General features: G+C 56.0%; 12 protein-coding genes and 1 pseudogene. 3 read left to right on the top strand and 10 right to left on the bottom strand.

The annotated features are described in order from the left end of the window. Positions 1-57 precede the first annotated feature (57 nt). Positions 58-369 (top strand): annotated as a pseudogene (locus JD108_RS16200) (SRPBCC domain-containing protein); the annotation flags it as partial. Positions 370-490: 121 nt separating this feature from the next. Here the strand turns inward: JD108_RS16200 and JD108_RS16205 are convergent. Both JD108_RS16205 and JD108_RS16210 read right to left on the bottom strand, forming a co-directional pair. Continuing rightward, the gene (locus JD108_RS16205) at positions 491-1315 is read right to left on the bottom strand and encodes a TrmH family RNA methyltransferase (protein ID WP_198827052.1); all 825 of its coding nucleotides are present in this window, start codon (positions 1313-1315) and stop codon (positions 491-493) included. A 3-nt stretch (positions 1316-1318) separates the two neighbouring features. Beyond that, positions 1319-1981: a potassium channel family protein gene (locus tag JD108_RS16210; protein ID WP_228728173.1), complete on the bottom strand. Its 663-nt coding sequence runs from the start codon at positions 1979-1981 to the stop codon at positions 1319-1321. 149 nt (positions 1982-2130) lie between these two features. Between JD108_RS16210 and sspI the strand changes: the two genes are divergently transcribed. Beyond that, on the top strand, positions 2131-2367 hold the full coding sequence (gene sspI / locus JD108_RS16215; RefSeq protein ID WP_198827054.1) for a small acid-soluble spore protein SspI: 237 nt from the start codon (positions 2131-2133) through the stop codon (positions 2365-2367). 62 nt (positions 2368-2429) lie between these two features. Here sspI and JD108_RS16220 read toward each other — a convergent pair whose 3' ends face one another. The 7 genes from JD108_RS16220 to JD108_RS16250 all read right to left on the bottom strand — a co-directional run bounded on the left by JD108_RS16220 (position 2430) and on the right by JD108_RS16250 (position 10033). Further along, the gene (locus JD108_RS16220; RefSeq protein WP_198827055.1) at positions 2430-3590 is read right to left on the bottom strand and encodes a Ger(x)C family spore germination protein; all 1161 of its coding nucleotides are present in this window, start codon (positions 3588-3590) and stop codon (positions 2430-2432) included. Beyond that, entirely contained in the window at positions 3583-4746 is a 1164-nt protein-coding gene (locus tag JD108_RS16225) for a GerAB/ArcD/ProY family transporter (RefSeq protein ID WP_198827056.1), read from the bottom strand. Before JD108_RS16225 ends, JD108_RS16220 begins: the two co-directional genes overlap by 8 nt. Continuing rightward, a complete protein-coding gene (locus JD108_RS16230; protein WP_198827057.1) occupies positions 4743-6278 on the bottom strand; it encodes a spore germination protein in 1536 nt (511 codons plus the stop codon). The genes JD108_RS16225 and JD108_RS16230 overlap by 4 nt, the downstream gene beginning before the upstream one ends. A gap of 183 nt (positions 6279-6461) precedes the next feature. Further along, complete coding sequence (locus JD108_RS16235) at positions 6462-6824, bottom strand: DUF1294 domain-containing protein (RefSeq protein WP_228728174.1); 363 nt, start codon at positions 6822-6824, stop codon at positions 6462-6464. A gap of 2 nt (positions 6825-6826) precedes the next feature. After that, complete coding sequence (locus tag JD108_RS16240; RefSeq protein ID WP_198827058.1) at positions 6827-7444, bottom strand: DedA family protein; 618 nt, start codon at positions 7442-7444, stop codon at positions 6827-6829. Between the two features lie 132 nt (positions 7445-7576). Then, entirely contained in the window at positions 7577-9364 is a 1788-nt protein-coding gene (locus tag JD108_RS16245; protein WP_198827059.1) for a B12-binding domain-containing radical SAM protein, read from the bottom strand. A 162-nt stretch (positions 9365-9526) separates the two neighbouring features. Beyond that, positions 9527-10033 (bottom strand): MogA/MoaB family molybdenum cofactor biosynthesis protein, encoded by a 507-nt coding sequence (locus tag JD108_RS16250; RefSeq protein ID WP_198827060.1) that lies wholly within the window; start codon positions 10031-10033, stop codon positions 9527-9529. A gap of 191 nt (positions 10034-10224) precedes the next feature. Between JD108_RS16250 and JD108_RS16255 the strand changes: the two genes are divergently transcribed. Then, positions 10225-11697 (top strand): aminotransferase-like domain-containing protein, encoded by a 1473-nt coding sequence (locus JD108_RS16255; protein WP_198827061.1) that lies wholly within the window; start codon positions 10225-10227, stop codon positions 11695-11697. A 228-nt stretch (positions 11698-11925) separates the two neighbouring features. Here the strand turns inward: JD108_RS16255 and JD108_RS16260 are convergent, their stop codons facing one another. Further along, positions 11926-13323 carry a sodium:solute symporter family protein gene (locus JD108_RS16260; protein ID WP_198827062.1) on the bottom strand — a complete coding sequence of 466 codons (1398 nt, stop codon included), beginning with the start codon at positions 13321-13323 and terminating at the stop codon, positions 11926-11928. Positions 13324-13329: the final 6 nt, after the last annotated feature.

Consider the following 13329-nt stretch of genomic DNA (forward strand, 5'->3'; position numbering starts at 1 on the left):
ATACTGTCGAAACTCCATTAACACAGCATAACCCGCTGCGCAGTGAATCATACCGGGTGGCACGCTCCTCATGCGGAAAACGATCTAAGGGTTGGCGGGAGTTTTCTGACGAGAATGGAAGCGAAGGACGGCAGCTTTGGATTTGATTTTGGCGGAGTTTATGATGAAGTGAGAACAAACGAGCTAATTTCCTACACGATGGGGGATGGAAGAAAGGTCTCGATCTCTTTTAACAGTCAAGAAAACGATACGAAGATCATCGAGACGTTTGAAGCGGAAAGCTCCCATTCCATTGAAATGCAAGAAGCAGGCTGGCAAGCGATTTTAAACAATTTCAAAAAGTATTGTGAAGCTGTCGACGAGAACTAGGGTATACGTTATCGACAAAGCCAGTTGACGAGCCGCAGACATTTAATCATTACAGTAAAAAAAGCACCTCCACTCGAATGAGTTGGTCAGGTGCTTTCGCTGTTTGAGGATGTTGTTTCGTTTATTTTTTACTAGTCTTCCTGCTGCGCTGCGCCTCGTACACCAGTATTCCGGCGGCAACGGCCGCATTGAGCGATTCTGCCCGGCCATATAAAGGAATATGCACATACCCGTCGGCCAGCCGGGCCACCTCTTCGGATACGCCCCGCCCTTCATTGCCGATGACGATCGCCAATTTGCCCCCGTAGTCAGCTTCGTAATAAGCGAAGCTGTTTTCTTTTAGCGAAGAGACGAGGACGCGGGCTTGCTCGCGGCTCTGCAGCTCCTCGATCAGTTCGGGAAGCGGATGCACAAAGACAGGCAGGCGAAAGAGCGCGCCCATCGTCGCCCGGATCACCTTGCCGTTATACAGATCGACGCTGCCCTCGCCGAGGATGACCGCGTCTACCCCTGCCGCCTCCGCTGTGCGCAGGATCGTTCCCAGATTGCCCGGGTCCTGAATTTCGTCGACCAGCAGCAGCAAGTAATCACGCTCTGCTGCGCTTTTCATCCATTCGGTCCAATTTCCCTGATTTCTTTTTACCTCAGCCACAATCCCTTGCGGCGATCGGGTCTCCGTCAGCTTGCCGAGGACCGCAGGCGATACCGCTACGATATGCAATTCCCCGCTCCGCTTCTCAATCGCTCTCTGGCAGGCCGGGTCGATCTCCCTCTGCTCGTCGTAGAGTACGGTCAGCACCTCGGCACCGCTGTTCAGCGCTTCCTCGACGAGATGGGCCCCTTCCACCAAAAAGCGGTCTTGCTCCTCCCGCCCCTTTCGCTCCAGCAGTTGGTGCAGCCGTTTGACCAGCGGGTTTTGCAGCGATGTAATCAATTCATGGCGCATGGCTTAGTCCTGCTCCTCAAAGGTTTTTAAATGCCTGTTGTTTCCAATGACGACCAGCACGTCGCCTTCCCGGATCACTTCGTCCGGGCTGGGAGCGATGTTAAACTTGTCTCCGCTCTTGATCGCGATGACGTTGACCTCATAGCGGGCCCGCAGATCGAGCTGCCTTAAGTTTTTCCCGATCATGTTGGAGGACGCCACCACCTCTGCCACACTGTAGTCCTCCGCCAGCTCGATGAAATCCAGCACATTAGCCGAAATCAGGTTGTGGGCGACACGCACCCCCATATCGCGCTCGGGGAAAACCACCCTGTCGGCCCCCACCTTGTACAGCACCTGACCATGCCTTTCGTTTTGGGCCTTGGCTACGATCTTCTTTACCCCCATCTCCTTCAGGATGAGGACGGTTAAAATACTGGCCTGAATATCAGCGCCAATCGCGACGACCACGACGTCAAAGTTGCGGATGCCGATTTCCCGCAGCGCCCGTTCATCCGTCGTATCGGCGGCGACGGCATGGGTCACATATTGAATATTTTCATTGATGCGCTCTTCATTTTCGTCGATGCCCATCACTTCAAAATCCATCTCATACAAGGTTCGCGCGACGCTTGAACCAAACCTGCCCATGCCGATGATGGCAAACTGCTTGGACATTCTTTCCACTCCTTCTTTTTGGGGGACTGCTAGACGTTTTGAATACCAAGCATTATATCACATCGGTTCGGCTGGCTACAAAAGAAGGGTATGAGCCGTCAGGCAACGGCAAATACTAGTGGTGCAACCCATCAGGAAAAAGGGGGTGTCCGTCCGTCATGAATATTGCAGCTTTGAACCTCCGCCAGGCCATTATGTACAAAATGCAGGGCTCCGATGCCGGTGATGTGGAAAGCACGATCAGTGACGCTATTTCCAGCGGTCAGGAAAAGACCCTGCCGGGGCTGGGCGTTTTATTTGAAGTGCTTTGGCAAAACAGCGATGCCTCCAGCCGTCAGGAGATGGTGCAGACTATCGCGGCGCATCTGCCCGCTCAGGCTGAACGTCCCTTGTAAAAAGCGTCTCGAAAGGGAGCGACCTCTGGTTTTTGACCTCAGGTCCCTCCCTTTCTTCGTTTTCAGTGCATCTCCATCCCCAAGCGGCGCAGTTTGATCACATATTTTACTTCTATGGGAAAGTCTTTAAAATCTTTCAGCCACTCATGCTTGCCCCAGTAGTCATGGAAATGGCGGCCGCGGAGGGCAAGCCCCAGTTTGAGCACGTCGCTGTTGTACTCCCCCTGCAGCTGGTCAATCAGCTTTTGAGCCCGCTTTTCCATCTCCTTTTGGATCACCCCCTGCAGCATGGGGATCTGCTTTTCCGCAGGCAGATCAGGCTTCGCGGTCATCTCGATGATATCCCCCTGCACCTCGCAGGTGTAGATCGCTCCGTGTTCGTGCCTCCCCCTTTTTTTCAGCATATGGCTTCCACGGAGAGTCAATTTTGTATCCACAAAATGGGGGCGGAAGGTTACATAGCCGTTGTCGGTATCCGGCAGTTTAATAGTGACATCTCCCCCTTTCATATTGTCTCTCAGCTGAAGCAATGACCAGGTATAGACATCTTTGAGCGTCCCCACCATTTTATATCCGTGGAAAACAGCAACACCCCTCCAGGCCGGCTCGTCGCCTGCCACTTCGAAATAGTTGAGCATGGGCTGCATCGCTTCATTGGTCGTCTGAATAAAGTAATCGCCCAAGGTCTGATTGGGTATGATGCCCATCTTCGTGCCATTTTCGATCAGATCCATGATGTACACCACGGGAATCTGCACGAGCTTCGGCTTAATATCCAGCAGACTGGCGGCCTCGCCTTTGACTACGATCGGCCAGAGCAGCCGGCGAATTTGCGGATCTCGGCGAAACGCATCGATGATTTCCCCCGTTCCCCGTCTGGCGACCTGCTCACTGATCGCCAATACCCGCGTATGCCCTAAAAACAGGCGCTGATTCAGACGTTCCTGGATATTATTCGCCGCATCCGCGATCGTTTTACCGGTGACGCTCAGCACGCGGACAGCATCGGCGTTGCTCCCGCCACCTTGCCCGCTGCTCCCGGCAATTTTGAGCGGGATCGGGATCTGCACCGTCAATTTGTACAAATCCTCCCGCCCCTCAGCAAAATCGATCGCGATGGCGACGACGGAGATTCTCTCCTCGAGCTCCCTGCGATCCCAACAACCGGGCAAGAGCACGAGGCAGAGAAGGAGGCAGCACACACGAGTCCACAGCTTACCCACCGGCTGTTCCCTCCTTGTCCAGCTTTTTTCCTCTGTCACGAAAGAGCATGACCAGCCAGTGGACCAGCGGCATGAAAAGGCTGATCACCGCTGTCGAATACCCAATGTTTGAGGTGACCTGAAAAATTTCGACGATATTCTGCGGCCATAGTGAGATAAATAACATTGGGATCGTCAAAAGCACAGACAAAACCCGCTGAAATACGATGCCTCTCTGAAATAGTTGCCTCAGGCTGTAGATCATCGCGTAGTAGCCATTGGCCACCGTGGTGAAGACGGCCGCTACCCACACTGCCAGGAAGGCCGATTCCAGCCTCTCCAGGATAAGCCCCGGCACCTGTGTCGTCTTCACCAGTTCCAAAGTAGGCCAGGTGACGCGCCCCAGCTCCTCATAGCCAAACACGGCGATTCCGGCAAAGGTGATCAGCGTATAGACAAAAGCGGCGATTCCGATGCCGTAAAAGCCTGCCTTGACCTTGCTCGTATTTTCATGAGCAAAGGCAAAGAAGACCAGCATAATCTCATAGCCCTGAAAAGAGAAACTGGCTTCGAAAGAACCCCGAAAGATCGTTTCCCAAGGAACCCGGACGATCGGCAGCAGGTTGTACCATTCCGCCTTTTGAAAGGAGGCGATCGCGATAAACAAAACGGGAAACAAGATCAGGGGAAACAGGATCTCATTGACGCGGGCAGCCGTATCTGTCTCGTACATGCAAAGGACGACGGCGAGCACAAACATGGAGATAATGATCACTTCCAGCGGAGTATCGAGCAGTACCGCTGTCACGACGACTTCTCCGAATATCCGGGAAGTAACCGCTGTCGTCACGTAGAGAATGGTGAGGAAGATCGCAATCCAGGGCAGGCTGAGCCAAAAGCCCAACCGCGGGCGCTTGTCCCCTCCCCAGATGAGCCGGCTGTACTGGATAAAGGTCATGCCCGGAAACCGTTTGCTCAATAAGGCGATGAGCCAAATCGACAGGAAGGAAGAAGATGAGCCGATGATGGGCCCCATCCAACCAGCCTCATACATATGGGAAGTCGTCGTCCGAGGAAGCGTCAGGACACCAACCCCGATAAGCGTGCTGGTTATCAAACAGATCATCTGCCAGAGAGACAGTGAATCTGGCCTGCCAGGGCCACGCGATTGGCTCATGACGAATCATCCCCTTTCATACGAACCTCATCATGCGGATGAAACATCGTCGGTCTTCGCTTCATGGACACAAGGGCTGCCCGAACGATATAGTCCCTCATCCCCAGCAGATTGATCGGGCTGATCGGGGACATGTAGGGAACGCCAAATGATTTCAAAGAAGCGAGATGAACCAGGATGACGATCAGAAACAGCATGATCCCGTAGAGGCCAAACATGCCGGCCAAAAGCATCAGCGGAAAGCGCAGCATCCGGATGGCGATGGCCGCACTGTAGCTGGGAGTGGCAAAGGAACCGATCGTCGTCAGCGCCACGATGATGACCATGATCGGACTGACCAGACCGGCCGATACGGCCGCCTCGCCGACGACCAGAGCACCGACGATGCCGATGGTCGGACCAATCGGACCGGGGAGCCGCACGCTGGCCTCCCTGAGAATTTCGATCGCCACCTCCATGATCAAGGCTTCCACGACGGACGGAAAAGGCACGGTAGAGCGTCCCGCAGCCATGGCGATCACCAGGCGCGAGGGAATCATCTCCGGATGGAACGAGCTGAAGGCGATGTATAAAGAGGGGAGCAAGAGTGCGATAATCATGCTCGTGGCGCGAATCACCCGGATAAAAGACGCAATGTAAAACCGCTCATAGTAATCCTCGGGACTTTGATAAAATTGTCCGAAGATGGCAGGGGCGATCAAGACAAAGGGAGTGCCGTCCACAAGAATCGCCACCTTCCCCTCCAACAGATTGGCGACCACCTTGTCCGGCCGCTCCGTATTCTGAAGCTGCGGAAAGGGAGACCAACGCCGATCCTGAATCGCCTGTTCGATGTAGCCGCTCTCCAGAATCCCGTCCTGGTTAATTCGTTCCAGCCTTCGAAAGATCTCTTGCACGATAGGCGGATGGGCGACCCCTTCGAGGTACATTACATGGACATCTGTCTGGGTTCGCTGGCCGATGACAAAATGCTTGAGCCGTAGATTGGGATCTTTTAACCGGGCGCGGATCAAGGCAGAATTCACGGTCAAGGTCTCGGAAAAGCCGTCCCGGGGACCGCGCACGACGGATTCGGTCTTCGGCTCTTCTACCCCCCGCCGATCCCAGCCGCGGGTATTGCCCAGATAGACGTTGGGTTGACCATCGATGATCAGCACGGAGTTGCCCGACAGGATATTGCGTACGGCCTGTCTCAACTGGTCCGTCGACTCCAGTTCATTTACGGCCGGCTCCCCATCGGCGATGTCGACATCCGTCGTGTACCGGATAATAAAGTCGTTGATCACATTCCGGTCTACCATCCCGTCTATAAACAGAACGGCAGCGTCCCGTCCGTTTTTGACGCGGAATTGCCGAACGACGAAATCATCATTCTGCCCGAGCTGATGATCAAAAAGGGTGAGGTTGTGCTGGAGGCTGGATGACAAGCGTTGATCCGGGATACTTTCCATGCTTTTCACCGCATGCTGGCTCAATACCTGATTTCTCCGGTTCGTTTTTCTCTCTTGCCAGGCTTTCCAAAACTGGCTCAACGCCGCTCCCCCTTTCAAAGGATGAAAATAGTATCTCCAAATCTAGGACTTTCACTCTGGTTTTTCATATAGCGAAAATCGTCCGCTTTCACCGGTTACCGCTTCAGCGAAGCAGCACATGCGGAAAGGGTAAAAAAAGCCCCTCTCCTGGGGAAAGGGACGGTTTGTCTTATGTCTGCTTGTTCAGTAATGACGGACAGCCAGAATCAGAAGATATGCCTGAATGATGAGAAAAAGCGGAATGGTCAGGGTAAACGAAAGATGCTTGGTCTTGTGGCGAAACAGCATCATCGCGGCCCAGGCACCGGCCGCGCCGCCCAGTGCCGCTGTCAACAGGAGGCTCGACTCCGGTATGCGCAGCCTCCCCTCCCTGGCGTATCGCTTATCTTTCGCCATGATGACGGCCGCATACAGATTGACCAGCACGGCGCCGCCCCAGAGCCAAAGCGGCTGGCCGCTCCACCAGCTGCCGGCGATCATCAGCCAGCTGCAAGCCAGCACGGTATTGCGAATCCTTCTGGATGTGGAAAGATGACGGTTTTTCATGGCTATTCCCCTTTTGCCCGGTACGCGCTTTTTGCGAGAAAGAATCGGCGAAAGAACCATCCCGCCGCGAGCACCGCGGCCAGGACGAGAAGACCGTACAGGCCATAGGAGCGGATCATGGTGACAATCCCTTCCATGTTGCGGCCAAAAAGATACCCGATGAAATAGAAGGCGGCCGTCCAGATCAGCCCGATGGGATAGGACAAAGCAGCATAACGCCGATAGCTCATGCCGCTCATCGCGACGATGTACGGAACCACATGCCGCACGACCGGAAACAGGTAGCTGAAGCACAGCGCCAGCGTGCCGTACTTCTCCAACAGCCCGGTTGAGCGGATAACGGTATGCCTCATCTTCTCGCTCTTGGTCAAATACCGCAGGATCGGTTTGCCAAAAAATTTTCCCAGCAAAAACCCGATCGTAAGCCCGGAGGCGACGCCAAAATAACCGGCGAGAAACGAATACACAGGATCCAACAATTGTATCGAAGCCAGAAATCCCCCCGTAGCCACGACCAATTCGTCCGGTATCGGCAGGCCGACTATGCCCAGCCAGAGCAAAAAGAAGATGGCAAAATAGCCGTATTGCTCGATGATCGACATCAGCAGGTTGATTTCCATGACGTAAAAATCCCCTATCCTCGCCGCCTGGGATAGTTGTCTGTCGATGCGGCGGCTTTTTTCCGTTGCTTGCTCCTCATACCAATACGGTTGCGCGGGCAAAAAAGTTTCCGGGCTGACGGAAAGCGGGAATTATTTTTGCGTGCGGGCCAACATCTCTTCCTGCTTGACAACCGTATAGGAGTTAGACTGACCTTCCTGATAGGGATAATATACGACCAGCACAAAAGCTCCGGGAATCAGCTCTCCCCCGCGTTCCCATTTTTCCAGGTCAAAGGATACGTAAGCGGGCAGCGTATGCTTGAAATACTCTTTTTCCGAAGCGGTGTGGCGGGCGAAATCCTCGCGCAGCTGATGGCGCTTGTCCGCGACGGATTGGTAGAGCCCCTGCAGCTCCGATTTATCCAGGACATCCTCCCACCACAGCTTGCGCGGACGATGCTTCTGGTTGCGCAGGTAGTCGAATTTCATGAGGCTGAGGATGTGTTCCATCTCTTCGGTGCCCCGCTGTTCCAAAAACTGGCGCAAACGGAGGAATAAATCCTCCAGTTGATGGCCGATCCGGCTCCACCCCTGCTCTTCCCAGAAATCGCCAAATTCCTGAAAGAAATCAAACGGGGTGGCAAACGTGCGGGAAACCAGCCACTCCAAGGTGTGGTCCATCCGGTGCGCATTCCAGTATTTCTCCAGGATATCCTCTGCACGTTTGATTCGCTGCATGTCCTCAAAGGAGAGGACGTTGTTCCCCAGAATTTCATAGGGGGCCTGATCCATGTAGACATACCCGTGGTTGGCGGCGCGAGCCCTCACTCCCGTCCCGCGCAGCATTTTCAGGAAGCCGAGCTGCAGCTCCTCCGGACGGAGAGCGAAGACATCGTTGAAGGTCTTGCGAAAGGAAGCGTAATCCTCTTCCGGCAGTCCGGCAATCAGATCCAGATGCTGGTCGATTTTCCCGGAGTTTTTGATTTTGGTCACGGTCTGAGAGAGCCTGTCAAAGCGCTGAATCCGCTGTACCAGCCTGTTGGTCTCGTCATTGGTCGACTGGACGCCGATCTCGAAACGGAAGATCCCCGGCGGCGCGTTTTCGATGAGAAAATCTAGCACGTCTGCGCGCAGGATATCGGCTGTAATCTCAAACTGGAACACCGTTCCGTTGTGATTGTCGATCAGGAACTGGAAAATCTCCAGCGCGTATTTTTTGTTGATGTTAAATGTGCGATCGACGAATTTGATCGTCTTCACGCCGTGCCGGATCAATCGCAGCAGATCGGCCTTGACGCGATCCAGGCTGAAATAGCGCACCCCGTCTTCGATGGACGACAGGCAGTACTGGCATTTGAACGGACAACCACGCGAGGCTTCGAAGTAAACCACGCGGTTGTTCAGCTCGTCGAGATCCTCTGCATATGGGGAGGGAATCGAATCCAAGTCCTCGATCTGCCCCCGCGGCGCGCTGAAGCGGATATGCTCCCCTTCGCGGTAGACGATGCCGGCCACATCCTTCAGACGGGGAGGCTGGCCTGTCCGCCTCGCTTCCTCGTACGCCTGCATCAATTCGAGAAAGGTTTGCTCCCCCTCTCCCAGCACGATCACGTCAAATTCCGGATGCTGCTTCATCCAATAGTCAGCATCGTAGCTCACCTCGGGCCCGCCCAGGATCACGGGCAGATCCGGCCGGACTTTCTTCAGATTGGAGATGACATCGATTGTCTCGCGTATATTCCAGATGTAACAGGAAAAGGCAACAATGTCGGGCCTGCGCTTGTAGATGTCGGAGACGATATTCAACGTGACGTCATTGATGGTATACTCCGCAATCTCCAGGTCGGGAAAGGACGGCTTGGCATAGCTGCGCAAATACCGCAGCGCCAAAGACGAGTGGATAAACTTGGCGTTCAGTGTAGACAGCAATATTTTCATGCTTTCGCGAATCTCCTCTTGTCAACGAATCTTCAATGCCCATCCCGACGCCGTCTGCTGGCTGGCAGGTCGGCGGGGGACGGGCATTTTTCCTTCTGTAACAGTATCACATGCGCTGCCGTGCAGCAAATAAAGATCGCTGTCGCCTGAAAAAAGGCAAACTCACCGGTTTAGCTCTCTGACGACATGACCCAGCTCCGGCACGATCAGACGGGTCATCGCGAGGCGCACCGCTCCCGTAGAGCCCGGCGTGGAAAAGATCGCTTTGCCCTGGCGGACGCCGGCAACCGCCCTGCTGAGCATCGCGGCGGAACCGATATCCTCGGTATAGCTCAGCATCCGAAACAGCTCGCCGAAGCCGGGAAGCTGCTTCTCCAGCATGCCTGTCACCGCCTCGAACGTGTTGTCGCGCGGCGAAATGCCGGTCCCGCCGTTGACGAGAATCACATCAACACCCGGATCGGCCAGCCCGGCTTCGATCGCTTCCACCACCTGGGCAGGCTCGTCCTTGACGATGCGGTACTGATTGACCAGATGGCCCGCTTCCACGGCGAGCTGCATCATTAGCTGGCCGCTTTTGTCCGTCTCTTCGGTCCGCGTGTCCGAGACCGTAATTACCATGCATCCCACTTGCTTGGGGGCTTTTTCTTTATGCTCCGCTGTACTCATCTTTTTATCCTCCTGGTTCGTGCGATTTGTCGATGCTCGCAGCTGCCGGTCCGGCAGGGACCGCCGCGCTCCTGCTCTTCACCGCCATGATAACACGGACCGCCCGGCCTATCTAGCGGGGATTACCAGCCGCACGGGATTGCTCTATAATGAATCAATACTCTTTCGATTGACATACTTGAGGTGAAAACATGGCGACTCGACCTTTCTTTGCCTTTCATTTTCATAAACATGCCAAAACACCGCTCTACATCCAGCTATTCGAGCAGTTGCAGACGGCTATTCTGCGGGGAGCCTTTTTGGAGGGAGATCAGCTCCTGTCGCTGCGGGAGATGAAAACGATCAGCGGCTGTTCGCTCGAGACCGTGAAAAAGGCTTACGATCTGCTGGTCGAGCACGAATGGGCAGAGGCCAGCCACGGAAAAGGGTATTTTCTCACGGCCAAAGCCCGCGAATTGCGCCGGCAGGGACGGTTTCCCCTGTCCGACATCCCGCTCTACTCGCTCGCGGATTCCACGCCCATACCCGGTAGCGAGCTGCTCCGCCGCCTGCGCGCGGCCCTGGCAGACAGCGTCGATGTATTGACCGAGCAATCGACGGAAAAGAAAGCGCGGCGCACGCAGGCTGCTGCCGCGTATGCCGCTCATCTCCGCCGACGGGGTATTCCTGCCGATCCGGAGAGGCTGCTCTTGTTTAACCGGAGTACGGGCGCATTTTCCTTTGTCGTCCAGCAAGTGATGAAGCCGGCGGATGTCGTCTTCGTAGAGGAGTACCATTATCCGGTGTTTGCCGCCATGCTGAAACACGGCGGTCTCACGGTCAAAGCAATCCCGATGGATCAGGAAGGGATCATCCCGGAGGCGCTGGAAGCGGCCACAGCCGAATCGCCGCCGCAATGGCTGCTGGTCAATCCTCATCATCACTTTCCCACGGGCATCAGCTATTCCCGCAAGCGGAAGGAGCATCTGCTCCGATGGGCCGAGCGCCACGGCGTCACCCTGCTCGAAAATGACCATCACGGAGACCTTTGGTTTCGAAAGCCGCGTCTCTCTCTTTACGAGCTGGCACAGGAGAGCGGAGGCAACCCGCCGGTCTACTCGTTTCATTCCTTTTCCAAAACACTGGCGCGCGATGTGCAGCTGGGGGCCCTGGTTCTGCCCGGCAGCATGGCCGGTGAGGAGCGGGAACGGCTGCGACAGCTCACAGCCCTGACCGGTGCCGAACCATCGCTTTTGATCCTGGAGGCGGCCGTGCGCCTGCTTGGCGATCCCTGGTTTGCGGAGGTGTATCTCCCACAGAGGCGCTCGCTTTTTTTTGCGGCCTGGCAATACCTCCTGCAAGAGCAGCAGCGCGCCCTGCCCGCCCACGCCCGCATCCTGCCGATCAAGGGCGGTCTCAATACTTGGATCGAGTGGGGCGAACCCATGATCGATGCGGCCGAGCAGGAAAGCCGGGTGATTTCGCTCCTTCGCCGGGAGGGGCTCGAGCTGACGGGCGGGCAATCCTTCCGGCTGTCCGATGAACCGGAGGGGTTGCGGCGCCGTCCGGCTGTACGCTTTCCACTCTCTCCCCTGGACAAAAGAGAGATTAAATACTGGTTGCATCGGTTGGGGGCGGGAATCTATTATACTTACAGAGGTTCACGGGATACTAATGGGGAGTGAATAAGCCTGACCGCCGCGTCTCCGCATGGTGAGACCTGACCCATCAAACAGAAGAGAACCGAGGGATCATCGCCAGCTTTATTGTCGTCAGCGATGTATATGAGTACCGCCGTTCCATGAGACTCTCTCTCACCTCGAACATCGGCGAGATGAGACATTCCTCGCTGTTTGTGATCATTCTCCCAAAGGAAAAATCAATATTGGGTAGGCAGGGAACAGCCCCGTTCTTCAGCTGGATGGCCGAAGGGACGGGGCTGTTTTTCGCGCGCAGAAGCGCCCGGCGATCAGGAAGATCAAGCTATACAGACTGCTGACGTAGAGCGGGTCGATCCCGGTAGACGGCAGAAAGGCCCATATCCAGACGAGAGTGAGCAGCGGCGCTCCCCAGATGGCCCAGGCCGCCCAGCCCTTGTGAACAGGCGCCAGCCGAAAGAGAAAGAAAAGGACCGGGAGAAATACCGTCACGCCTCGAAGTGTCATGGCCAGGAAGGCCCAATGCAGGATCAGCGCCTCTTCGTCGAAACAGACGAATCCATAGGCGCTGAGAATCACGCCGATGATCAGCAGCCGGGACAAGGCAAGCTGCTGGGTATCTGAGCGCTTCCGGCGCCAATAGCTCGCAATCACGTCACGATGGAGAATCGTCGCGATACTGAGCGTAAGTGCGGCGCCCGTCATCACGACTGACAGCAGGATAATCGCGTAAGCCGCTCCAGCCAGCCAAGCCGGAGAGTGGAGCAGGAAGAACTGGGGTACCGCTTCCCGGGGGACAAGCAGGGGGTAGGCATCCCGCATGTACATCCCGATCCAACTACTTACCAGCCCGATGAGGATGATCACAAGGCCGGCGGTTATGGCGCCTGTCCGCGCCTGCCTCGTATCGCGGCTGGCAAAGATCGGCTGCAGATACGCCTGGGTGGAGAAGATGCCGACGATCATCGCCGCTCCCTGTGCCCAGCCGAGTCCGGCCTCGGGTACGGTTAAGGTAAAACGTCCCTCCTCCCACCAGCGGATGAAAGTCTCCCCGCCCATTTGCCAGGAAAGCCAGAACCCCGTCCCCGCCAGGAGCAGGATCAGCATCCCCGTCTTGAGGGAGCCGACGAGACTGGCCCCCATGAAGCCGCCCGCCAGTACATAGGCAAAGATCAGGCAGGCCGGGACGAAGGCGATCAGCGCCACCGGCCCTTTCCAGAAGACAGAGACAAACGGCAAGGCGGCCAGAAGCTGCGCGATCACCTGGATAAACATGCCCAGCGAGAGAAAGAGGCTGGCCCCGAGCTTGGAGCGCTCGCCGTACTGCTGGCCGATCAGCTCGGGCAACGTCTCGACCCGCATGCGGATAAAGCGATTGGCGGACAGTCCGAGCAGCATCACGGCCACCCCGCCGCCCAAGGTAAACCAGATGGAAGACAAACCGTATTGGAAGGCCAGCTCCCCCGTCCCGACGATAGAGGTGCCGCCGACAAATCCGCCCACCAGCGCACCGGCGACCATGCCAGCAGAGAGCGAGCTCCCGGCATTGCTGAAATCGCTGCTGCGGCGGACAGAGCGCTTCGCCGCAATGCCGGCCGCCACTGTGCAGAGCAAGATAGCGAGAAAGCTGAGCAGAAACCCGAATGAAGCCACGATGTT

This window comes from Brevibacillus composti, from assembly GCF_016406105.1.
Lineage (GTDB): Bacteria > Bacillota > Bacilli > Brevibacillales > Brevibacillaceae > Brevibacillus > Brevibacillus composti.

Bases quoted from the DNA above. Each gene is read 5' to 3' on its own strand.
- JD108_RS16205 (WP_198827052.1), bottom strand. From the start codon at position 1,315: ATGCGCCATGAATTGATTACATCGCTGCAAAACCCGCTGGTCAAACGG.
- sspI (WP_198827054.1), top strand. From the start codon at position 2,131: ATGAATATTGCAGCTTTGAACCTCCGCCAGGCCATTATGTACAAAATG.
- JD108_RS16225 (WP_198827056.1), bottom strand. From the start codon at position 4,746: ATGAGCCAATCGCGTGGCCCTGGCAGGCCAGATTCACTGTCTCTCTGG.
- JD108_RS16235 (WP_228728174.1), bottom strand. From the start codon at position 6,824: ATGAAAAACCGTCATCTTTCCACATCCAGAAGGATTCGCAATACCGTG.
- JD108_RS16240 (WP_198827058.1), bottom strand. From the start codon at position 7,444: ATGGAAATCAACCTGCTGATGTCGATCATCGAGCAATACGGCTATTTT.
- JD108_RS16245 (WP_198827059.1), bottom strand. From the start codon at position 9,364: ATGAAAATATTGCTGTCTACACTGAACGCCAAGTTTATCCACTCGTCT.
- JD108_RS16250 (WP_198827060.1), bottom strand. From the start codon at position 10,033: ATGAGTACAGCGGAGCATAAAGAAAAAGCCCCCAAGCAAGTGGGATGC.
- JD108_RS16255 (WP_198827061.1), top strand. From the start codon at position 10,225: ATGGCGACTCGACCTTTCTTTGCCTTTCATTTTCATAAACATGCCAAA.